Here is a 21,092-nt window from a genome sequence, read left to right on the forward strand (position 1 = left end):
TCACGCCTTTTGCCTGTTACGGCGATTCCCGACGACCATCGAGACCAGGACGAGCAGGACCGCGACGAGGAACATGGTCGTGCCGATGACATTGATCTGAACGGGCGTTCCGCGCTGTGCCGAGCCCCAGACGAACATGGGGAAGGTGACGGTCGAGCCCGCGGTGAAATTGGTGATGATGAAGTCGTCGAAGGAAAGCGCGAAGGACAGCAGCGCGCCCGCGGCGATTCCGGGAGCCGCGATGGGCAGCGTGACCCGGAGGAACGTCTGCACCGGACTGGCGTACAGATCCCGCGCGGCCTCCTCGAGCCGTGGGTCCATCGACATCACGCGCGCCTTCACCGCGACGACGACGAAGCTGAGGCAGAACATGATGTGGGCGATGAGGATCGTCCAGAAGCCCAGCTGTGCGCCCATGTTGAGGAACAGGGTGAGCAGCGAGGCCGCCATGACGACCTCGGGCATCGCCATCGGCAGGAAGATCAGCGAGTTCACGGCGCCGCGGGCGCGGAAGCGGTAGCGGACCAGCGCGAAGGCGATCATCGTGCCGAGGGCGGTCGCGCCGATGGTCGCCCAGAACGCGATCTGGAGGCTGATGGAGAGCGAGCCGCACATGTCGGCGACCCCGCAGGGGTCCTTCCAGGCGTCCAGGGAGAACTGCTGCCACTGGTAGTTGAAGCGGCCCTTCGGTTTGTTGAAGGAGAACACCGTGACGACGACGTTCGGCAGCAGCAGATATCCGAGCGTGATCAGTCCGGCGATGACGACGAGATGGCGCTTGAGCCAGTTGACGAAGGTCATTTAAACCAGATCCTCCGTGCCGGACCTACGGATGTAGAGCGTGACCATGAAGAGAATCGCGGCCATCAGGATGAAGGAGAGAGCCGCGGCCGTCGGATAGTCCAGAATCCTCAGGAACTGCGTCTGGATGACGTTTCCGACCATGCGGGTGTCGGTGGAGCCGAGCAGATCCGCGTTGACGTAGTCACCGGCCGCCGGGATGAAGGTCAGCAGCGTCCCGGAGACCACGCCCGGCATCGACAGCGGGAAGGTGACCTTGCGGAAGGTGGTGGCCGGCTTGGCGTACAGGTCGCCCGCCGCCTCGTGCAGCCGCCCGTCGATGCGTTCCAGCGAGGTGTACAGCGGAAGGATCATGAACGGCAGGAAGTTGTACGTCAGACCGCACACCACCGCGAGCGGCGTGGCCAGCACACGGTCGCCGGCGGTCCAGCCCAGCCAGTTGGTGACGTCCAGGACGTGCAGCGTGTTGAGCACGCTCACCACCGGGCCGCTGTCCGCGAGGATCGTCTTCCAGGCGAGGGTGCGGATCAGGAAGCTGGTGAAGAACGGCGCGATCACCAGGATCATGATCAGGTTCCGCCAGCGCCCCGCGCGGAACGCGATGAGATACGCGAGCGGATACCCCAGCACCAGGCAGAGGACCGTCGCGGCACCGGCGTAGAGGATCGAGCGCAGGAACTGCGGCCAGTACTGCGACAGTGCGTCCCAGTAGGTCGCGAAGTGCCAGGTGACCTTGTAGCCCTCCTCCAGGGAGCCCGTCTGCACGGACGTGGAGGCCTGGTAGACCATCGGCAGCGCGAAGAAGACCAGCAGCCACAGGATGCCGGGCAGCAGCAGCCAGTACGGCGTGAAGCGGCCCCTCCTGCGCGGGGGCTTCTTCTCGGGCGCGGTCGGGGTCAGAGGCGGCGGCGCCTCGGTGAGCGTCGCCATCAGACCGTCGCCTCTTCCTGGATGCCCGCGTCGATGTCCTGGTCGGCGTCCAGACCGAAGGTGTGCGCCGGGTTCCAGTGCAGGACGACCTCGGCGCCGGGTACGAGCCGGTCGTCGCGGTCGATGTTCTGGGCGTAGACCTCGAACTCGGGGCAGACGGGGCTGTCGATGACGTACTGCGTGGAGACGCCGATGAAGGAGGAGTCGGCGATCTTCCCGGTGATCCGGTTGCGGCCCTCCGCGATTTCCCCGGCCTCGTCGGCGTGGGTGAGGGAGATCTTCTCCGGCCGGATGCCGACCAGCACCTTGCCGCCGGTCGTCGAGGGCCCGGCATAACGCGCTTCGGGCAGCACCAGCTTTCCGCCGCCCGCCTTCAGCACGATCTCGCCGCCGCTCCTGGAGTCGACCTCGGCCTCGATGAGGTTGGAGGTGCCGAGGAAGTTGGCGACGAAGGTGGTGTTCGGGTTCTCGTACAGGTCGGTCGGCGAGCCGAGCTGCTCCACACGCCCGGCGTTCATCACGGCGACCGTGTCGGCCATGGTCATGGCCTCCTCCTGGTCGTGCGTGACGTGCACGAAGGTGATGCCGACCTCGGTCTGGATGCGCTTGAGCTCCAGCTGCATCTGGCGGCGCAGCTTGAGGTCGAGGGCGCCGAGCGGCTCGTCGAGGAGCAGCACCTTGGGCGTGTTGATCAGCGCCCGCGCCACCGCGACCCGCTGCTGCTGGCCACCGGACAGCTGGTGCGGCTTCTTGCGGGCCTGCTCCCCCAGTTGTACGAGTTCCAGCATGTCCTCGACCTGCTTCTTCACCGACTTGATGCCGCGTCGGCGCAGACCGAAGGCGACGTTCTCGAAGATGTCGAGGTGCGGGAAGAGGGCGTACGACTGGAAGACGGTGTTCACCGGCCGCTTGTAGGGCGGCAGCCGGGTGACCTCCTGGTCGCCGAGGTGCACGGTGCCCGTCGTGGGCTCCTCGAGACCGGCGATCATGCGCAGGGTGGTCGTCTTGCCGCAGCCGGAGGCGCCGAGCAGGGCGAAGAAGGAACCCTGGGGGACGGTCAGGTCGAGCGGCTGTACGGCGGTGAAGCCGTTGTCGTACGTCTTGCTGATGCCGGAGAGACGGACGTCGCCGCTGCTGTCGGTGTTCTTGTTCGTCATGGTGGTCACGCCCCAGTCAGCTTCGCGAACTTCTCTTCAAAGGCCGTCTCTTCCTTCGAGCTCAGGGAGCGGAAGGCGTGGGACTTCGCGGCCATGGCCTTGTCGGGGATGATCAGCGGGTTGTTCGCCGCATCCGGGTCGAGCTTCTCCAGCTCGGGCTTCACCCCGTCGACGGGAGACACGTAGTTGATGTACGCGGCGAGCTCGGCGGCCGGCTTCGGCTCGTAGTAGAAGTCGATGAGCCGCTCGGCGTTCGTCTTGTGACGCGCCTTGTTGGGGATCAGCATGTTGTCGGTCGACGTCATGTATCCGCTGTCCGGGATGATGAAGTCGATGTCCGGGCTGTCCGCCTTCAGTTGTACGACGTCACCGGCCCAGGCGATACAGGCGGCGAAGTCGCCGCTGGTCAGGTCGGAGGTGTAGTCGTTGCCGGTGAAGCGGCGGATCTGCCCCTTGTCGACGGCCTTCTGGAGCCGTGCGACGGCCGCGTCGTAGTCGTCGGCGGTGAAGTGCGACGGGTCCTTGCCCATGTCGAGCAGGGTCATGCCGATGCTGTCGCGCATCTCCGACAGGAAGCCGACGCGCCCCTTGAGTTTGGCGTTGTCGAGCAGGTCGGAGACCGACTTGACCTCCACGCCGTCGAGGGCCTTCTTGTTGTAGGCGATGACGGTCGAGATGCCCTGCCACACATAGCTGTAGGCACGCCCCGGGTCCCAGTCCGGGTCACGGAACTGCGCGGACAGATTGGCGTACGCGTGCGGGAGGTTGGAGGCGTCCAGTTTCTGGACCCACCCGAGGCGGATGAGCCGGGCGGCAAGCCAGTCCGTGAGGACGATGATGTCGCGCCCGGTGTCCTGACCGGCGGCCAACTGGGGCTTGATCTTCCCGAAGAACTCGACGTTGTCGTTGATGTCCTCGGTGTACTTCACCGAGATGCCGGTCCGCTTCTTGAACTGGTCGAGCGTGGGGTGGTGCTTCTCGCTCTCGTCCACGTCGATGTACTCGGTCCAGTTGGAGAAGTTGACGACCTTCTCCTGGGCCGAGTGGTCCTCCGCGGAGACACCGCCCTTGGTGTTGCCGGCCGCGGGGATGCCACAGGCGCTCAGCGCCCCGAGGCCGCCGACCGTGAGCGCGCCGCCCGCGGAGGCACGCAACAGGGACCGCCGGGTCATGGCGGCCCGGCCGCTTCGGAAGCTGCGCCGCATGGCGGCCACTTGGGCCGGGGACAGGCGGTCGGGCTCGTACTGCTCCATGCGCTGGTGCCCTTTCGGGAAGGTGGGCGGCCGCGGGTCGGGCGGCCTGAGTTCGGCTATCGGTCCCCGAAGATCGTGCGGTGCCAGTCCTTCGCCGCCACCGCCGTGTTGTCGAACATGACGTGCTTGATCTGGGTGTACTCCTCGAACGAGTACGAGGACATGTCCTTGCCGAAGCCGGACGCCTTGTACCCGCCGTGGGGCATCTCGCTGATGATCGGGATGTGGTCGTTGACCCACACGCACCCGGCCTTGATCTCCCGGGTGGCCCGGTTCGCCCGGTAGACGTCCCGGCTCCAGGCGGAGGCGGCGAGCCCGTAGGGGCTGTCGTTGGCGAGCCGGATCCCTTCGTCGTCACTGTCGAACGGCAGGACGACAAGGACAGGCCCGAAGATCTCGGCCTGGACGATCTCGCTGTCCTGGGCGGCGTCGGCGACAAGGGTGGGCCGGTAGTACGCCCCCTTGGCGAGCTCTGCGCCCGGCGCCTCTCCTCCCGTCACCACGCGCGCGTAGTCACGCGCACGGTCGACGAACCCGGCGACCCTGTCCCGCTGGACGTGCGAGATGAGCGGCCCGAGATCGGTGCCGGCGGCGAAGGGGTCCCCGAGCCGGACGGTCTCCATGAGCGCGGCGGTCTTCTCGACGAAGGCGTCGTACAGCGGCCGCTGCACGTACGCGCGCGTGGCGGCCGTACAGTCCTGCCCGGTGTTGATGAGCGCGCCCGCGACGGCTCCGTTGACGGCGGCTTCGAGGTCGGCGTCGTCGAAGACGACGAAGGGAGCCTTGCCGCCGAGCTCCAGGTGCAGCCGCTTGACGGTGGCGGTGGCGATCTCGGCCACGCGCCTGCCCACGGCCGTCGACCCGGTGAACGAGGTCATGGCCACGTCGGGATGCCCGACCAGATGCTCCCCGGCCTCCTTCCCGGTCCCGGTGACGATGTTGATGACACCGTCGGGGATGCCCGCCCGGGTGGCGGCCTGGGCGAAGAGCAGCGAGGTGAGCGGGGTGATCTCGGCGGGCTTGAGCACGATCGTGTTGCCCGCGGCGATCGCCGGAAGGATCTTCCAGGCGGCCATCTGCAACGGATAGTTCCAGGGCGCGATGGACCCGACGACACCGATGGGCTCACGCCGCACATACGAGGTGTGATCCCCGGAGTACTCACCGGCGGACTGCCCTTGAAGATGCCGAGCGGCCCCGGCAAAGAAAGAAGTGTTGTCGATGGTCCCCGGAACGTCGAACTCCCGGGTCAGCTTCAGCGGCTTCCCGCACTGGAGCGACTCGGCCCGGGCGAAGTCCTCGGCGCACTCGGCGAGCACGGCGGCGAACCGGTGCAGGGCGTCGGACCGCTCACCGGGAGTGAGGCCCGCCCAGCCCGGGAAGGCCGCGCGAGCCGCGGCGACGGCGGCGTCCACATCCTCGACGCCCGCGAGCTCATAGGTGAAGACCTCCTCCCCACTCGAGGGATCCACGACCGCGTGCGTACGACCGGAGGTCCCCTTGACAAGGCATCCCCCGATGAACTGCGCGCCTTCGGCGAACCGCTCCTGGGCCGCGAACTTGTGCATGTCGCTCTCCTCCGCCATCACCCCGCGGCTTCCGCGGGTGGGTGGCGTAGCTCCAGCTCGATTTGAGTGCCGATCCTGACAGAGCAATGGCACTCCTACAAGTGATTCCGTTGTTGCCTTTCGGTTACGCGACGAAATCTGTCGACTAGGTGTCGAGTCGTCCTCGAAAAGAAAGGACGGAGTGTCAGTGGCAGCTGCCAGACTCTGGTGCATGGGGAAGATCGATTCGCAGGATGCCCTGGTCAAGCAGGTCCGGGCCGGAGCGAAGATCAGGTATCTGCACTTCTGGGGCCACCGCCCGCGTCCGGACGGCCGCGTCGGCGCGAGCTGTCTGAGCCAGTGGTGGCCGTCACCGTTCGTGGTGGACGGAGTCACTTATGCGACCGCCGAGCACTGGATGATGGCGGCCAAGGCACGCCTTTTCGAAGATCAGGAGGCCGAGCGCCGCGTCCTGGCCGCCGGCCACCCGTCCCAGGCCAAGAACGCGGGCCGGCTGGTCCGCGGCTTCGACGAGCAGACCTGGCGCCGCGAACGCTTCGACATCGTCGTCGAGGGCAGCGTCCACAAGTTCGCGGCGCACGAAGACCTCGGGGAGTTCCTCCTGAACACCGGCGACCGGGTCCTGGTGGAGGCCAGCCCGGTGGACCGGGTCTGGGGCATCGGCCTCGCGGCGAACGACGAGGCCGCGAACAACCCCGAGCGCTGGCGAGGCCCCAACCTCCTGGGCTTCGCGCTGATGGAGGCGAGACACCGCCTCAGAAACGCCTGAAGGGGACCACCGAACCCCGGCGATCCCCTTACCTGCTCCGTCTACGCCACCGAGACGGAGGCCGCCACGACGGCGAGGGAGCCGTCGTAGTAGTCGGAGTCGTCGTCCGAGTTGATGGCGGCGGTGATGCCGATGGCGAGCAGCACGATCACAGCGACGCCGAGGATCGTCCCGATGATCCCCATGATGAATCCGGCCTGCGCCTGCCCGTGGTTGGTGGCCTCACCCCGCTCTGCCCGCTTGCGTCCCTTGATCCCGAAGACGATGGCGAGGACCCCGAGCACCAGCGAGAGGATGCCGTACATGCAGAACAGCGCGCAGGACAGGATGCCCAGCACCATCGCCGCGACACCCATACCGTTCTGCGGGGGCATCGGCGGGGCGGGCCAACCGCCGTACCCCTGCGGATAGCTGGGGTAGCCGTAGCCGACGGGGCCGCCGGGGCCCTCCGGCCCGATGGGCGGGGGCGGCACGGAGGCAGGCCCACCGGGTATGCCGGGTGCCGGGCCGGGATAGCCATAGCCGGGGGTGGGTCCCGCGGCACCGGGAGGCGGAAAGCCGTAACCGTCGTTCGGCACGGACGACACGGTGGGCTGATCCTGCACGGGCGGCGACGGCGGCTGACCGGCACCGGGCGAGGGGCTCTTCTCCAGCGAAGGCCCACCCTCCGGCGGCGCCCACGGGTCCCGACTGTCCCCGCTCGACTGCGTTCCGTCCGTCATGCTCACGTCCCCCTAGGTCGTTCGTGCGGCCATGTTACGGGAGCGGGGCGCGTGCGCTGGGCTTGGGCGGGGCGACTGCGGGGGGTGCCGGGTTCGGTTGTGGGGCGGCTGCGGGCCGGTGGGGGCCGGTCGCGCAGTTCCCCGCGAGCAGCTGCGCTGGGCTTGGGCAGGGCGCCTATCGGGGTGCCAGGTCAGGTTGTCGGGCGGCTGCAGGCCGGTGGGGGCTGATCGCGCAGTTCCCCGCGAGCAGCTGCGCTGGGCTTGGGCAGGGCGCCTATCGGGGTGCCAGGTCAGGTTGTCGGGCGGCGGCCGGCCGGTGGGGGCTGGTCGCGCAGTTCCCCGCGCCCCTAGGGGGTTGCAGTCACCGGCGCCACGACGGACCGATCCCCACCTCACGCACCCCGACGGACCGTTCGCCGCACCGCGCGCCCCGATGGGCCGTTGGCCGCGTACGGCGCGCAGGGGACGGGGTGGGGGGTGTCCGCCCGCAGCGGCCGGCGTCCGTTACCGAGCCCCCCCCAAACCCCCCCCGCCCCCGGCCCCCGGCGCCCCCCCCCCGCCGCCGCGCCCTACAACCAAAACACCCACAACCACCCCCACCCCCCCCCCCCCCCCCCCCCCCCCCCCACCCCGGCCCCGACCCACCACACACCCGCACGCGCTACACAAGCCCCCACCGGAGCCGAAACAGGCCGCCGCAGGCACAAAAGGGGCGCGGGGAACTGCGCACAACGCCCGCCCCCACCCACCCCCGCCTACCATGTTCCGCATCGATCAGCCGATCACCGCGCCCCCGCACCACCCCACCGTGCCCGGCGGCGGCGCCCAGCAAGCGGAGGCCCCATGACGACGACCGACCACCTGCACGCCTTCATCGCCGACCTGCCCAAGGCCGAACTCCATGTGCACCACGTCGGATCGGCCTCCCCCCGCATCGTTTCCGAACTGGCCGCCCGCCACCCCGACTCCAAGGTCCCCACGGACCCCGAGGCGCTCGTCGACTACTTCACCTTCACGGACTTCGCCCACTTCATCGACGTGTACCTGAGCGTCGTGGACCTGATCCGCACCCCCGAGGACGTGCGGCTCCTCACCTACGAGGTCGCAAGGGACCTCGCCCGCCAGCAGGTCCGCTACGCCGAGCTCACGATCACCCCGTTCTCCTCGACCCGCCGCGGCATCGACGAGCGCGCGTTCATGGAGGCCATAGAGGACGCCCGCAAGGCGGCGGAGTCCGAGTTCGGCACGGTACTGCGCTGGTGCTTCGACATCCCCGGCGAGGCCGGCCTGGAGGCCGCCGAGGAGACGACCCGCCTCGCCACCGACGACCGCCTCCGCCCGGAGGGCCTCGTGAGCTTCGGCCTCGGCGGTCCCGAGATCGGCGTACCCCGCCCGCAGTTCAAGCCGTACTTCGACCGCGCGATCGCCGCCGGCCTGCACTCGGTCCCGCACGCCGGCGAGACGACCGGCCCGGAGACGGTGTGGGACGCCCTCACCCACCTCCGCGCCGAACGCATCGGCCACGGCACGAACTCCTTCCAGGACCCGGCGCTCCTCACCCACCTCGCCGAACACCGCATCCCGCTGGAGGTGTGCCCCACCTCCAACATCGCGACCCGAGCCGTCCGCACCCTCGACGAGCACCCGATCAAGGAGTTCGTGAAGGCGGGCATCGTCGTCACGATCAACTCCGACGACCCCCCGATGTTCGGCACCGACCTGAACAGCGAGTACGCGGTGGCGGCAAGGCTCCTGGACCTCGACGAGCAGGGTCTCGCCGGACTCGCGAAGAACGCGGTGGACGTGTCGTTCCTCGACGAGCCCGGCAAGGCGCGGATCAAGGACGAGATCGACACGTACACCACCACCTGGCTCGCTCCCTGAGCGAACGCCCCCGCCACAATGGGCGCATGCAGAAGCTGACGGCCGTGGCACATCGCGGCGACCCCTACCACGTCCGTGAGAACACGATCGACTCCCTGCGTGCCGCGCTCGACCGGGGCGCGGACGCGGTGGAGATCGACGTACGCCTCACCAGGGACGGCGTACCGGTGCTGCTCCACGACGAGACGCTGAAGCGACTGTGGGAGCACGACCGTCCCCTGCTCGCCCTGTCGGCGGACGAGGTACGAGGGCTGACGGACGGCAGGGTGCCGACGCTCGCGGAGGCCCTCCGGGCCACGGAGGGCCACCGCCTGATGCTCGACCTGCCCGGCACGCGAGAGGTACGGGTCGCCCGCCGTGTCGTCGACGTGGTCCGCGAGTGCGGAGCGCAGGACCGCGTCTACTACTGCGCCGACGCCACCGCCATGCTCGCCGTGCGCGCGGCCGACCCGTCCGCGGAGATCGCGCTCACCTGGACGACCCTCGCGCCCCCGCGTCCCACCCTCCTGGACGCGGTGCGGCCCCGCTGGCTCAACTACCGTTTCGGCCTGATCGACCGCGGCCTCGCCGACCGTATCCACGCCGACGGCTACCTGATCTCCGTGTGGACCCCCGACACGCGCCGCTCGATGCGCCGCCTGGCCGCCGCGGGCGTCGACTCGATCACGACGAACCGCGTGGACGTGCTCTGCGCGCTGAGAGCACAGGCGAACGGGAGTGAGACGGAGGCCTACGGCGCCGAAACCCGGGACTCCTGAGCGACGGTCGCCGCGTCGGCGGGGGTCGAGCGGGTGACGTACTGCGGCACGGGGGTGTCGTCCTTGCCGGTGTCGCGGACCAGGCCGTAGCGCTTGACGCCCTGGTCGGGGCCGGTGGTGATGTCCTTCTCCGCCGCGTCCCAGCTGGACGGGAAGACGCTGAGGCCGTAGTCGGCGCCGCGTTCGTTGACCGTGAGGGTGACGCTGCCGTCGAGGTAGAAGTACTCGTTCTGCCACATCTGCTGGGTGCCGGGGGGGAGGACGGTGTAGCCGACGGTGGAGTTGCCCATCCCGGTGGCGGTGCCGTCGGTGGCGCTGACGGGGTCGTCCATACGGCGGCCGCCGCCCGAGGCGACGTGGAAGAGCTCGCCTTTCAGGCCGGTCCAGGATGGCATGACCAGGCCGCCGGCCCGGTACTGCGGCGAGATCTGCCAGCGGACGAGGACATAGCCCTTGCCGGTGAGCGTGACGCTGTCCCCGCGGTGGTTCAGGACGGCGTGCGCGCCGCCGGTGCTGGTGACGCCGGTCTCGGGCCGGTGCGGCAGGGCGGCGGGCGGGGTGTCGGGGTCCGGGGCCCGGTCGACGGCGTCGACGACGCTGCCGTAGGGGACGGTCTTCGCGGGTGTCACCGACGGGGAAGGGGACGACGACGGGGAGACCGCGGGGGTGCCCAGGACGGGCGGCGCCCGGTGCGTGCTCGCCGCCGTGGGCGAGACCGCCACCCGCGGTGGCGGGGCGTCCGGGGTCTGCGTGACGACGTACGCCCCGCCCGCGACGATCGTCGCCCCCGCGGTGGCCGCGACGACGGGCTGGGTGAGGGCGCCCATCACCTTGGCGGTCCAGCTGACGGACGCGACCGTGGCGGTGGCGGCCGCGGCCGTCTTGCCGCCGAGGGCCAGCGAGAGGGTGAATCCGACCGGGATCGGCACCAGGGCGATCCCGACAAGCAGCCGCTCCGGCGGTACGACGGACTCGCGGGTGTCTCCGCAGTAGCCGCAGCCGCGGATGTGCCGGGCCAGCCGCTTGCGCCAGACCGAGTCGGGGCGGCCGTTCCAGCGGACGGTCAGTTCGCGCAGGTCGGGGCAGGCCCCGTCGAGGGCGCGGACGATGCCCCGGGAGGTCTCCAGGCGCTCCTTCATGCGCTGGACGCGTACGGCGGTGTGCTGCCTGCTGATGCCGACGGCGGCGGCCAGTTCCCGTCGGGTGAGCTCACCGGCGACCTCCAGCCACCACAGCGAGAGCAGTTGCCGGTCCTCGTCGTCGAGCCAGCGCACCGCCTCCGCGACCTCGCGCCGCTGCCCCTCCAACTGGAGCCGCAGCACGGTGAGTTCGGCGAAGTCGGCGGCTCCGCCTGTGGCCGACTCGTCCAGCGGGGCGGGGGTCCTGCGGCGGGCCCGGTCCCGTATCTGCCGCATGGCGATGGCGACCAGCCAGGACCGGAAGCTGTCCGGGTCGCGCAGGCTGCCGAGGTTGTCGACGGCCCGCAGCATGGTCTCCTGGACGACGTCGTCGACATCGGCGTGGCCGTTCAGGGCGCGGCCGACGATGTTGTACACCAGCGGCAGCCAGCCTTCGACGAGCTCGTCCAGGGCCCGCCGGTCGCCGTCCTGCGCCGCCGCGATGGTGTCGCGCCACTGCCGCGTGTCCACGTCGTCCTTTCCGGCCGGTGCCGCTTCGTGCGTGGAGACGGAGTGAAGGGCTCCGCGATAACACTTTTTCGTCCCCTAGGGAGCCTCACCCACAACTCCCCTGAAAACAGCGGGAGTTGCTCAGGGTTGCGCCAGGGGCCGGGCCCTCCTCGCCGACGATCCCGTCACCTCGACAGCACCGCAGGATGATCACACACATCCCACACCCCCAGGAGCGGACTCGTGCGTGACCTTCGTCGCAGAAGCATCCTCGCCGGCGCTCTCGCCGTGCCCCTGACCGCCGGCCTGCCGACCTCGTCGGCGACCGCGCACAGCGCCTGCGCACCGGACGGCAAGGCGCTGCGCGCGGCGCTCGCGGGGCTCCCCGACGCGGACGCCACCGCGGCCCTGGTCCGGGTCGGGGGCACCGGCGGGACCTGGCGTGGCAGCTCGGGCGTGCACGACCTGGAGAGCGGGCGGCCCGCCGATCCGGACGCGCGGTTCCGGGCCGGTTCGACGACGAAGGTGGTCACGGCGGCGGCGGTACTGCGCCTGGTGGCCGAGGGGCGGATCGACCTGAACACACCGGTCCAGCGCTATCTGCCCGGCATCCTGAGCGCGCAATTCCGGCCGGTCACCGTACGGCACCTGCTCAACCACACCAGCGGCATTCCGGCGGGCGACGGTCTCGGCACCACTTTCGAGGAGGTGTACGCCCACCGCTTCGACACCCTCACCCCTCAGCGGGTCGCCGCGTCCGCGGGCGCGAAGCAGCCGGAGTTCTGCCCGGGCAGGCAGCAGCACTACCTCAACATCAACTACACCTTCCTCGGCCTACTGATCGAGAGGGTGACCGGGCGGTCGTACGCCACCGAGGCCGCCCGGCTGGTGCTGGCGCCGGCCGGGATGCGGGACACGTACTTCCCGGGCACCGACCCGCGCATCCTCGGCCCGCACAACCGGGGCTACCAGGCGGTGCGGAGGGCCGACGGGACGACGGAGTTCGTGGACGTCACGGAGTGGAACCAGGCGGACCGGTTCGCGGCCGGGGACATGATCTCCACGATCGCGGACCTGGAGCGGCTGCTCACCGGCCTCTTCCGGGGCCGGATCGTCGAGCGGCCGCAACTGAAGGAGGTGTTCTCGGTCCCGTCGGGCATCACTGGCGCGAGTTACAGCGCGGGTGGCCTCCAGCGCTTCGAGTCCGGCGGGAAGGTCTACTGGGTCAAGTCCGGCGGCCGGTACGGCTACAACTCGGCGATCGCCGCCACCCGCGACCTGAGCCGCACCCTCGTCTACTCGGTCAACTCCACCGACGCGAAGAGCGAGGACGCGAACCCCGTGGTCGTCCGGATCATCACGGCCGCACTCAAGTAGCGGGCACGGCGAGGGCGGCAGGCGCGGTCAGTCCCTCCAGCCGCTTGATCTTCCTCCGTACGACATACAGGGGAAGCACCCCGAACACCCCGAACGCCATGTCGATCACGCTCCACCACAGCGGGATCCCCCGGATCGGTCCGCAGATCAGGGCGAGCGGGATGATCCCGGCGCAGGCGATCATCGCAAACTCGACGACCCAGATGTTGCGGACCGGGTCGCGGTAGGGGCCGTAGAAGGCGACCGCGATGACCAGATGGGCGAAGGCCAGCCAGTCCGTGCCGTAGAGGAGGAAGGGATAGTCGGAGTCGGCGGTGTCGAGCCCGCGCCGGACGCGAGTGATCCAGTCCGTGAGGGCGTCCGGCGCGGGGAGGTGCCGCAGCGCGTCCTCGGTCCAGCGCAGTTCGTGGACCAGCGGGAAGGCGGTGGCGCCGCTGAGCACCAGGCAGACGACGAAGAAGACCAGCCATGCGCGGATGCCCCGGAGTTGGGCGGCTCTGTCGCTCATGGCAGCAGCGTACGCCTGAAATTGAACATGTTCAAAAGGTCGGTCAGGAGGCGGCGCGCGGCACACACGGTCGGCCTACGGACGGGCCCCGGGGGCTCTCAGTGGTACCGCGGTACCACCCGGACGCCGAGGATTCCCCCGCGGTCCCAGAGTCCTGGCCTGTGGCGCTCCTAACGTCGACAGCAGACACCGCGGCGCCTGCGCCGACGGGTTCGAGCCCCAGGCAGGAAAGGCCCCTTCCCATGATCGAAGCGCGTGAGCTGACCAAGCGGTACGGCGACAAGACCGTCGTCGACCATCTGAGCTTCACCGTCAAGGCCCGCGAGGTGACCGGCTTCCTCGGTCCCAACGGCGCCGGCAAGTCCACGACCATGCGCATGATCGTCGGCCTGGACGCCCCCACCAAGGGCTCGGTCACCGTGGGCGGCCGTTCCTACGCCAGTCAGGCCGCGCCCCTGCACGAGATCGGCACCCTGCTGGAGGCCAAGTCCGTCCACCCCGGGCGCAGCGCGTTCAACCACCTGATGGCGCTCGCGTACACCCACGGCATTCCGCGCAGCCGGGTGGACGAGGTGATCGAGCTGGCGGGACTGACCAGCGTGGCCGGCAAGCGGGTGGGTGCCTTCTCGCTCGGCATGGGACAGCGGCTCGGCATCGCCGCGGCCCTACTCGGCGACCCGGCGGTCGTCATGCTCGACGAACCGGTCAACGGGCTTGATCCGGAAGGCGTGTTGTGGGTGCGCAACCTGCTGCGCCGGCTGGCCGACGAGGGCCGGGCCGTGATGCTGTCCTCGCACCTGATGAGCGAGACCGCGCTGATCGCCGACCACCTGGTGATCATCGGACGCGGCAGGCTGCTCGCCGACACCACGGTCGACGACTTCACCCGTGAGGCGAGCGGCGGCGGTGTGAAGGTCGGCAGCGCCGAGGCCGCGAAGCTGCGTTCGCTGCTGGCCGGCCCCGACGTCACGGTCAGCTCCTCCAGCGCCGAAGAGCTGCTGGTCACCGGACGGGACGCGCGGGAGATCGGGGCGATCGCCGCCCGGCACGGAGTGGCGCTGCACGAACTCACCCCGCAGGCCGTCTCCCTGGAGGCGGCGTTCATGGACCTCACCCGCGATGTCGTCGAGTACCAGAGCGCTCCGGCCGGCACCGAACGAAAGGCCGCCTGATGACCGTCACCAGCCTCGCCCCCGCTCCTGCCCGTACGACGGAGTACAAGGTCACCGGTGTCCGGGTGCTGCGCTCGGAGTGGGCCAAGTTCTGGTCGCTGCGCTCCAGTTGGATCACCCTGGGTGTCGCCGTGTTCCTGCTGGTCCTGTTCGGGACGATCGCCTCCTACACCTACAGTCCCGACGCCGTCGCGCCCGGCGGACCGGGGGGCCCGGGCAGCGGCGGTGACAGCACCGCGGTGAGCCTGGCCCTGACCGGTGTCACGTTCGCCTCCCTGGCCATCGGTGTGCTCGGCGTACTGCTGTCGGCCGGCGAGTACAGCACCGGCATGATCCGCTCGACGCTCACCGCCGTACCACGTCGACTGCCCGTCCTGTGGTCGAAGGCCGCCGTGATCGGTCCGGTCGCCCTGGTCCTCAGCAGCGTCGGCGCCCTGGCCGCGTTCCTGCTGGGCACCCCGGGCCTGGACGGCGAGAAGATCGCCCTGTCCCTGGGCGACGACGGTGTCCTGCGCAGCCTGGCCGGCGCCGGGGTCTACCTCGGCCTGGTCGCCGTGTTCGGCGTGGCCCTGGGCGTGCTGATCCGTTCCTCCGCCGGAGCCATCGCGGCCCTGGTCGGCATCCTGCTCATCCTGCCCGGCCTGGCCTCGCTGCTGCCCGACTCGCTGTACGACAGCATCAACCCCTACTTCCCCGGCAACGCGGGATCGGCCGTCTACGCCCTGCACCAGTCCTCCGACGCCCTCTCCCCCGGCGCGGGCCTCGCGGTGTTCGCCGGGTGGGTGGCCCTGACCCTCGCCGGGGCGGCCTTCCGCCTCGTGAAGTCCGACGCCTGACCTGGGCACGGGGACAATGGTGTCCATGACCGCGCACCGTGCCGCGGCCCCCGCGGACCCGGACCGGGGGACGGCGGCCCCGCCGTCCCCCGGAATCGACGCCGCGTGGGCGCACCCGCTCCTGGGCCGTATGCTGCGCGACCGGGGCCGCCTCGCGCGGCTGGACCGCCGGCACCCGTGGCTGTTCGACACGGCCCTGGTGCTGGCCGTCGCCCTGTTCAGCCTGCCGGTCCTGCTCCGGGGCGGGGGCGAGCCCCCGTTCGCGGAGACCGAGGTCCGTGAGCTGCCGTCCGGTGTCCTGGTCGCCTGCGTCGCCGCGTTCGTCGTTCCGCTGTGGTGGCGCCGCAGGGTCCCGGCCGTCACGTACTTCGTGATCATGTCGGTGTCCCTCGTCCAGTGGTCGCAGGGGGTCTGGCTGCCGACCGGCTTCGCGGCGCTCATCGCCCTGTACACCGTGGCCCGGACCGGATCAATGCGGGTGCTGGGCTGGGCCGCCGCGCTGACCGTGGTCGAGGCGGTGCTGGCGGTCTTCTTCCTGGTACCGATGGAGCATCCGCTGGTCAGCCTCTTCTTCCTGCTGGGGACGGCGACGGCGGCCGTCGCCACCGGCCTGACCCTGCGCATCCGGCAGATGTATCTGGCGGCGCTGGAGGACCGCGCCCGGCGCCTGGAGATCGAGCACGAACAACGTGTCCGGCTCACCGCCGCCACCGAGCGCTCCCGGGTCGCCCGCGAGATGCACGACATCGTCGGGCACAACCTCTCCGTCATGGTCAGCGTCGCGGACGGCGCCGCGACCCTCGCCGCCAACCGGAACGAGCGGTCCGCCGACGCCCTGCGCATTCTCGGCGACACCGGCCGCCAGGCCATGAGTGAACTGCGCCGCGTGCTGGGCGTCCTGCGCGAGGAGCGGGGACCTGACGAGGACGCACCGCCGCTCGCCCCGCAGCCCGGCATCGGCGACCTGGACCCCCTTCTCGCGCGGGTGCGGGCGACGGGCCTGCCGGTCACCTACCGGACCGTGGGCGACCTCGACGCACTGAGCAGCGGCGTACAGCTCACCGTGTACCGCATCGTCCAGGAGTCGCTGACCAACTCCCTCAAGCACGCGGGGACCGGCACGTCCGCCGAGGTCACCCTCGCCGCCGGGGCGGGAGACGTACGCGTCAGGGTCGCCGACACCGGCACACCGCCGGGCGCACCCGCGCCGGCGAAGCCGCAGACCCGCGGCGACGGCCCCGGCCACGGCCTCGTCGGCATCCGCCAGCGGGCGGCCATGTACGGCGGCACCGTCATCATCGGTCCACGCGACACCGGCCACGGCTGGCTCGTGGACGTCGTGCTCGACGTACCACCGGGAGATCCCCTGCCATGACCACCGTCCTCGTCGCCGACGACCAGCCCCTGCAGCGCATGGGCGTCCGCATGCTCCTGGAGGGCACCCCCGGCCTGGACCCGGTCGGTGAGGCCGAGCACGGCGCCGAGGCCGTCCGCATGGCCGCGGAACTCCGCCCCGATGTCGTCCTCATGGACATCCGCATGCCCGGCATGGACGGCATCGAGGCCACCCGCCGCATCACCGCCACCGGCGGCCGCACCCGCGTCCTGATCGTCACCACCTTCGACCTGGACGAGTACGCCTACGAAGGCCTGCGGGCAGGAGCCAGCGGCTTTCTGCTCAAGGACGCCCGCCCGGAGGAACTCGTCGCCGGCATCCACGCGGTCGCCACCGGCGACGCGGTCGTGGCCCCCCGCCTGACCCGCCGTCTCCTGGACGCCTACGCCCACCAGGTCCTCGCCCCGACCGACGCCACCGCCCCCGACGATCCCCGGCTCCGGACGCTCAGCGACCGCGAGCGCGAGGTCCTCGTCGCCATCGGGCACGGCTGGACGAACACGGAGATCGCCGAACGGCTCGTGCTCACCGAGTCCACGGTGAAGAAGCACGTCGGCCGTGTCCTCGCCAAGATCGGGGCCCGCGACCGCATCCAGGCCGTGATCACGGCGTACGACACCGGGCTGGTCAGGGCCAAGCCGTAGCCCGGGGCGGCATGCCGGCCCGGGCCCGTGGGCCGACATCCGGCGAGCGGATGCCCCCGCACCCCCGCGACCGGAGGAACTACGCGTCCAGCGACGTCATCACGTGCTTGATCCGCGTGTAGTCGTCGAAGCCGTAGCCCGAGAGGTCCTTGCCGTAGCCGGACTTCTTGAAGCCGCCGTGGGGCATCTCGGCGACCAGCGGAATGTGCGTGTTGATCCACACACACCCGAAGTCCAGCTTCTTGGACATCCGCATCGCCCGGCCGTGGTCCTTGGTCCAGACCGAGGAGGCGAGCGCGTACTCGACCCCGTTGGCCCACGACACGGCCTGCTCCTCGTCCGTGAAGGACTGGACGGTGATGACCGGCCCGAAGACCTCCTTCTGGATGATCTCGTCGTCCTGCTTCAGCCCGGACACGACGGTCGGCGCGTAGAAGTACCCCTTCTCACCGACCTGGTGACCGCCGGCCTCGACCTTGGCGTGCGCGGGCAGCCGCTCGATGAACCCGGAGACCTGCTTGAGCTGGTTGGGGTTGTTGAGCGGGCCGTACAGCACGTCCTCGTCGTCCGGCTGTCCGGTCTTGGTGTCGGCGGCGGCCTTCGCCAGCGCCGCGACGAACTCGTCGTGGATCGAAGACTGCACCAGCACCCGCGTGGCCGCCGTACAGTCCTGCCCGGCGTTGAAGAAGCCCGCCACCGAGATGTCCTCGACGGCCTTCGGGATGTCGGTGTCCTCGAACACGACGACCGGGGCCTTGCCGCCCAGCTCCAGGTGCACCCGCTTCAGGTCCTTGGACGCGGCCTCGGCGACCGACATACCGGCCCGCACCGACCCCGTGATGGACGCCATCGCCGGCGTCGGGTGCTCGACCATCAGGCGCCCGGTGTCCCGGTCACCGGTGATGACGTTGAAGACGCCCTTCGGCAGGATCGACCCGATGATCTCCGCGATCAGCACGGTCGACGCGGGCGTCGTGTCCGACGGCTTCAGCACCACGGTGTTGCCCGCCGCGATCGCCGGCGCGAACTTCCACACGGCCATCATCATCGGGTAGTTCCACGGCGCGACCTGTGCGCAGACCCCTACCGGCTCGCGCCGCACGATGGAGGTCAGGCCCTCCATGTACTCACCGGCCGACCGCCCCTCCAGCATCCGCGCCGCGCCGGCGAAGAAGCGGATCTGGTCGATCATGGGCGGGATCTCCTCGTCCCGCGTCAGACCGATCGGCTTGCCGGTGTTCTCCACCTCGGCCGCGATGAGCTCCTCCGCCCGCTCCTCGAACGCGTCCGCGATCTTCAGGAGGGCCTTCTGCCGCTCGGCGGGGGTCTTGTCGCGCCAGACCGGGAAGGCCGCGGCGGCGGCCGCCATCGCCGCGTCCACGTCCGCCTGCCCGGACAGCGGCGCGGTCGCGTACGCCTCACCGGTCGCGGGGTTGACGACCTCGGTGGTGCGCCCGTCGGCGGCGTCCCGGAACTCACCGTTGATGTAGTTGCGCAGACGACGCAGCTCGGTGCTCACTGCCGGCCTCCTGGAGGGGTTGGAACTGTCCACTGACTGAGACATCCACCCTAATCGCCAGGCCCGCGTTTTCAACACCCCCGATCCCGCCAAGGCTGCGAAATCCGCAGGTCTCCGTCACGTAAACAACGAATTTCATCGCCTCGACCTTGCGGAAGTGACGAGACCTCGTGCACAGTGACGTCGTGGCCAGTCGAAGCGCAGACCCCAAGGACTCCCGCGAGTCCAGGAGCGAGTCCAGGAACGGCGCCGGCCCGAACCTGGACGCCGTCTCCCTCGCCATCATCGAGCAGCTCCAGGAGGACGGCCGCCGTCCGTACGCCGCGATCGGCAAGGCCGTCGGCCTGTCCGAGGCGGCCGTGCGCCAGCGCGTCCAGAAGCTGCTCGACCAGGGCGTGATGCAGATCGTCGCCGTCACGGACCCGCTCACCGTGGGCTTCCTGCGTCAGGCGATGGTCGGCATTCATGTCGAGGGCGACGTGGAGTCCGTGGCCGACGCGCTGACCGGCATGTCCGAATGCGAGTACGTGGTGATGACCGCCGGCTCCTTCGACCTGATCGTGGAGATCGTCTGCGAGGACGACGACCACCTCCTGGAGGTCATCAACCGCCGCATCCGGGCCATCCCCGGAGTGCGCTCCACCGAGAGCTTCGTCTATCTGAAGCTCAAGAAGCAGACCTACATGTGGGGAACCCGATAACCGTGAGGACCCGATAACCGTGAGCTCCAAGGACCTCAGCCGCACCGCGTACGACCACCTGTGGATGCACTTCACCCGCATGTCCTCGTACGAGAACTCCCCGGTCCCGACCATCGTCCGGGGCGAGGGCACCTACATCTACGACGACAAGGGCAAGCGCTACCTCGACGGTCTCGCGGGCCTGTTCGTGGTCCAGGCCGGTCACGGCCGCACGGAACTCGCCGAGGCCGCCTTCAAGCAGGCGCAGGACCTGGCGTTCTTCCCGGTGTGGTCCTACGCCCACCCGAAGGCCGTCGAGCTCGCGGAGCGCCTCGCGCAGCACGCGCCCGGCGACCTGAACAAGGTCTTCTTCACCACCGGCGGCGGCGAGGCGGTCGAGACCGCCTGGAAGCTCGCCAAGCAGTACTTCAAGCTCACCGGCAAGCCCACCAAGTACAAGGTCATCTCGCGTGCGGTCGCCTACCACGGCACCCCGCAGGGCGCCCTGTCGATCACCGGTCTGCCGGCGCTGAAGGCCCCCTTCGAGCCGCTGGTACCGGGCGCCCACAAGGTCCCGAACACCAACATCTACCGCGCCCCGCTCTTCGGCGACGACCCCGAGGCCTTCGGGCGCTGGGCCGCCGACCAGATCGAGCAGCAGATCCTCTTCGAGGGCCCGGACACGGTCGCCGCGGTCTTCCTGGAGCCCGTGCAGAACGCGGGCGGCTGCTTCCCGCCCCCGCCGGGCTACTTCCAGCGCGTCCGCGAGATCTGCGACCAGTACGACGTACTCCTCGTCTCCGACGAGGTCATCTGCGCCTTCGGCCGCCTCGGCACCATGTTCGCCTGCGACAAGTTCGACTACGTCCCGGACATGATCACCTGCGCCAAGGGCATGACCTCGGGCTACTCCCCGATCGGCGCCTGCGTCATCTCCGACCGCCTGGCCGAGCCGTTCTACAAGGAGGACAACGTCTTCCTGCACGGCTACACCTTCGGCGGCCACCCGGTCTCCGCCGCCGTCGGCCTCGCCAACCTCGACCTGTTCGAGCGCGAGAACCTCAACCAGCACGTCCTCGACAACGAGAGCGCCTTCCGCTCGACCCTGGAGAAGCTCCACGACCTGCCGATCGTCGGCGACGTCCGCGGCAACGGCTTCTTCTACGGCATCGAACTGGTCAAGGACAAGGCGACCAAGGAGTCCTTCAACGACGAGGAGACCGAGCGCGTCCTGTACGGCTTCCTCTCCAAGGCCCTCTACGACAACGGCCTGTACTGCCGTGCCGACGACCGCGGCGACCCGGTCGTCCAGCTCGCCCCGCCGCTGATCTCCGACCAGGGGACCTTCGACGAGATCGAGCAGATCCTGCGCGCGACCCTCACCGAGGCCTGGACGAAGCTCTAGCCCCGGCGATCCAGCGGCCCCTACGGCCCGGCGTGCACCCGTCCGAGTGACAGGCGTGCACCCCGGGCCGTGTGCTGTACGGCGT

The 21,092-nt window shown here is 69.9% G+C and carries 19 protein-coding genes; 10 read left to right on the forward strand and 9 right to left on the reverse strand.

What is annotated here, in order from left to right:
• Genes ACIBJB_RS29475 through ACIBJB_RS29495 form a run of 5 tightly spaced genes read right to left on the reverse strand, consistent with a single transcriptional unit; the run spans position 1 to position 5,709 of the window.
• Positions 1-801, reverse strand: a complete 801-nt coding sequence (locus ACIBJB_RS29475; RefSeq protein WP_398934841.1) for an ABC transporter permease — start codon at positions 799-801, stop codon at positions 1-3.
• Complete coding sequence (locus ACIBJB_RS29480; RefSeq protein WP_398934843.1) at positions 802-1,731, reverse strand: ABC transporter permease; 930 nt, start codon at positions 1,729-1,731, stop codon at positions 802-804.
• Entirely contained in the window at positions 1,731-2,888 is a 1,158-nt protein-coding gene (locus ACIBJB_RS29485) for an ABC transporter ATP-binding protein (protein WP_398935170.1), read from the reverse strand. The genes ACIBJB_RS29480 and ACIBJB_RS29485 overlap by 1 nt, the downstream gene beginning before the upstream one ends.
• Positions 2,889-2,893: 5 nt before the next feature.
• On the reverse strand, positions 2,894-4,141 hold the full coding sequence (locus ACIBJB_RS29490) for a PotD/PotF family extracellular solute-binding protein (RefSeq protein ID WP_398934845.1): 1,248 nt from the start codon (positions 4,139-4,141) through the stop codon (positions 2,894-2,896).
• 56 nt (positions 4,142-4,197) lie between these two features.
• Positions 4,198-5,709 carry a gamma-aminobutyraldehyde dehydrogenase gene (locus ACIBJB_RS29495; protein ID WP_398934847.1) on the reverse strand — a complete coding sequence of 504 codons (1,512 nt, stop codon included), beginning with the start codon at positions 5,707-5,709 and terminating at the stop codon, positions 4,198-4,200.
• A gap of 211 nt (positions 5,710-5,920) precedes the next feature.
• On the opposite strand from ACIBJB_RS29495, the gene ACIBJB_RS29500 reads away from it, so the two are divergent.
• Complete coding sequence (locus ACIBJB_RS29500) at positions 5,921-6,478, forward strand: NADAR family protein (protein ID WP_398934849.1); 558 nt, start codon at positions 5,921-5,923, stop codon at positions 6,476-6,478.
• A 41-nt stretch (positions 6,479-6,519) separates the two neighbouring features.
• Here the strand turns inward: ACIBJB_RS29500 and ACIBJB_RS29505 are convergent, their stop codons facing one another.
• Positions 6,520-7,200 carry a DUF4190 domain-containing protein gene (locus ACIBJB_RS29505; protein WP_398934851.1) on the reverse strand — a complete coding sequence of 227 codons (681 nt, stop codon included), beginning with the start codon at positions 7,198-7,200 and terminating at the stop codon, positions 6,520-6,522.
• Positions 7,201-8,043: 843 nt separating this feature from the next.
• On the opposite strand from ACIBJB_RS29505, the gene ACIBJB_RS29510 reads away from it, so the two are divergent.
• Entirely contained in the window at positions 8,044-9,084 is a 1,041-nt protein-coding gene (locus tag ACIBJB_RS29510; RefSeq protein ID WP_398934853.1) for an adenosine deaminase, read from the forward strand.
• A gap of 26 nt (positions 9,085-9,110) precedes the next feature.
• A complete protein-coding gene (locus ACIBJB_RS29515; protein ID WP_398934855.1) occupies positions 9,111-9,842 on the forward strand; it encodes a glycerophosphodiester phosphodiesterase in 732 nt (243 codons plus the stop codon).
• Here the strand turns inward: ACIBJB_RS29515 and ACIBJB_RS29520 are convergent.
• The gene (locus tag ACIBJB_RS29520; RefSeq protein ID WP_398934857.1) at positions 9,815-11,491 is read right to left on the reverse strand and encodes an RNA polymerase sigma factor; all 1,677 of its coding nucleotides are present in this window, start codon (positions 11,489-11,491) and stop codon (positions 9,815-9,817) included. The two genes, ACIBJB_RS29515 and ACIBJB_RS29520, sit on opposite strands and share 28 nt — an antisense overlap.
• 222 nt (positions 11,492-11,713) lie before the next feature.
• Between ACIBJB_RS29520 and ACIBJB_RS29525 the strand changes: the two genes are divergently transcribed.
• On the forward strand, positions 11,714-12,847 hold the full coding sequence (locus ACIBJB_RS29525; protein ID WP_398934859.1) for a serine hydrolase domain-containing protein: 1,134 nt from the start codon (positions 11,714-11,716) through the stop codon (positions 12,845-12,847).
• Here ACIBJB_RS29525 and ACIBJB_RS29530 read toward each other — a convergent pair.
• Complete coding sequence (locus ACIBJB_RS29530) at positions 12,840-13,355, reverse strand: hypothetical protein (RefSeq protein ID WP_398934860.1); 516 nt, start codon at positions 13,353-13,355, stop codon at positions 12,840-12,842. The two genes, ACIBJB_RS29525 and ACIBJB_RS29530, sit on opposite strands and share 8 nt — an antisense overlap.
• Positions 13,356-13,597: 242 nt before the next feature.
• On the opposite strand from ACIBJB_RS29530, the gene ACIBJB_RS29535 reads away from it, so the two are divergent.
• From ACIBJB_RS29535 to ACIBJB_RS29550, 4 genes are read left to right on the forward strand one after another with little or no spacing between them, the layout of a single operon-like run.
• Positions 13,598-14,527 carry an ATP-binding cassette domain-containing protein gene (locus ACIBJB_RS29535; protein ID WP_398934862.1) on the forward strand — a complete coding sequence of 310 codons (930 nt, stop codon included), beginning with the start codon at positions 13,598-13,600 and terminating at the stop codon, positions 14,525-14,527.
• Positions 14,527-15,363 (forward strand): ABC transporter permease, encoded by an 837-nt coding sequence (locus ACIBJB_RS29540; RefSeq protein WP_398934865.1) that lies wholly within the window; start codon positions 14,527-14,529, stop codon positions 15,361-15,363. Before ACIBJB_RS29535 ends, ACIBJB_RS29540 begins: the two co-directional genes overlap by 1 nt.
• 25 nt (positions 15,364-15,388) lie before the next feature.
• The gene (locus ACIBJB_RS29545) at positions 15,389-16,738 is read left to right on the forward strand and encodes a sensor histidine kinase (RefSeq protein ID WP_398934867.1); all 1,350 of its coding nucleotides are present in this window, start codon (positions 15,389-15,391) and stop codon (positions 16,736-16,738) included.
• Positions 16,735-17,403 carry a response regulator gene (locus ACIBJB_RS29550; RefSeq protein WP_398934869.1) on the forward strand — a complete coding sequence of 223 codons (669 nt, stop codon included), beginning with the start codon at positions 16,735-16,737 and terminating at the stop codon, positions 17,401-17,403. The genes ACIBJB_RS29545 and ACIBJB_RS29550 overlap by 4 nt, the downstream gene beginning before the upstream one ends.
• A gap of 79 nt (positions 17,404-17,482) precedes the next feature.
• Here the strand turns inward: ACIBJB_RS29550 and ACIBJB_RS29555 are convergent, their stop codons facing one another.
• Positions 17,483-18,922, reverse strand: coding sequence for a gamma-aminobutyraldehyde dehydrogenase (locus ACIBJB_RS29555; protein ID WP_398934871.1), 1,440 nt, complete (start codon positions 18,920-18,922; stop codon positions 17,483-17,485).
• A 170-nt stretch (positions 18,923-19,092) separates the two neighbouring features.
• Between ACIBJB_RS29555 and ACIBJB_RS29560 the strand changes: the two genes are divergently transcribed.
• Positions 19,093-19,623, forward strand: coding sequence for an Lrp/AsnC family transcriptional regulator (locus tag ACIBJB_RS29560; protein ID WP_398934873.1), 531 nt, complete (start codon positions 19,093-19,095; stop codon positions 19,621-19,623).
• Between the two features lie 19 nt (positions 19,624-19,642).
• Positions 19,643-21,007: an aspartate aminotransferase family protein gene (locus ACIBJB_RS29565; RefSeq protein WP_398934875.1), complete on the forward strand. Its 1,365-nt coding sequence runs from the start codon at positions 19,643-19,645 to the stop codon at positions 21,005-21,007.
• Positions 21,008-21,092: the final 85 nt, after the last annotated feature.

Origin of the sequence: Streptomyces sp. NPDC050759 (genome assembly GCF_044456945.1) — a bacterium.
Classification (GTDB): domain Bacteria; phylum Actinomycetota; class Actinomycetes; order Streptomycetales; family Streptomycetaceae; genus Streptomyces.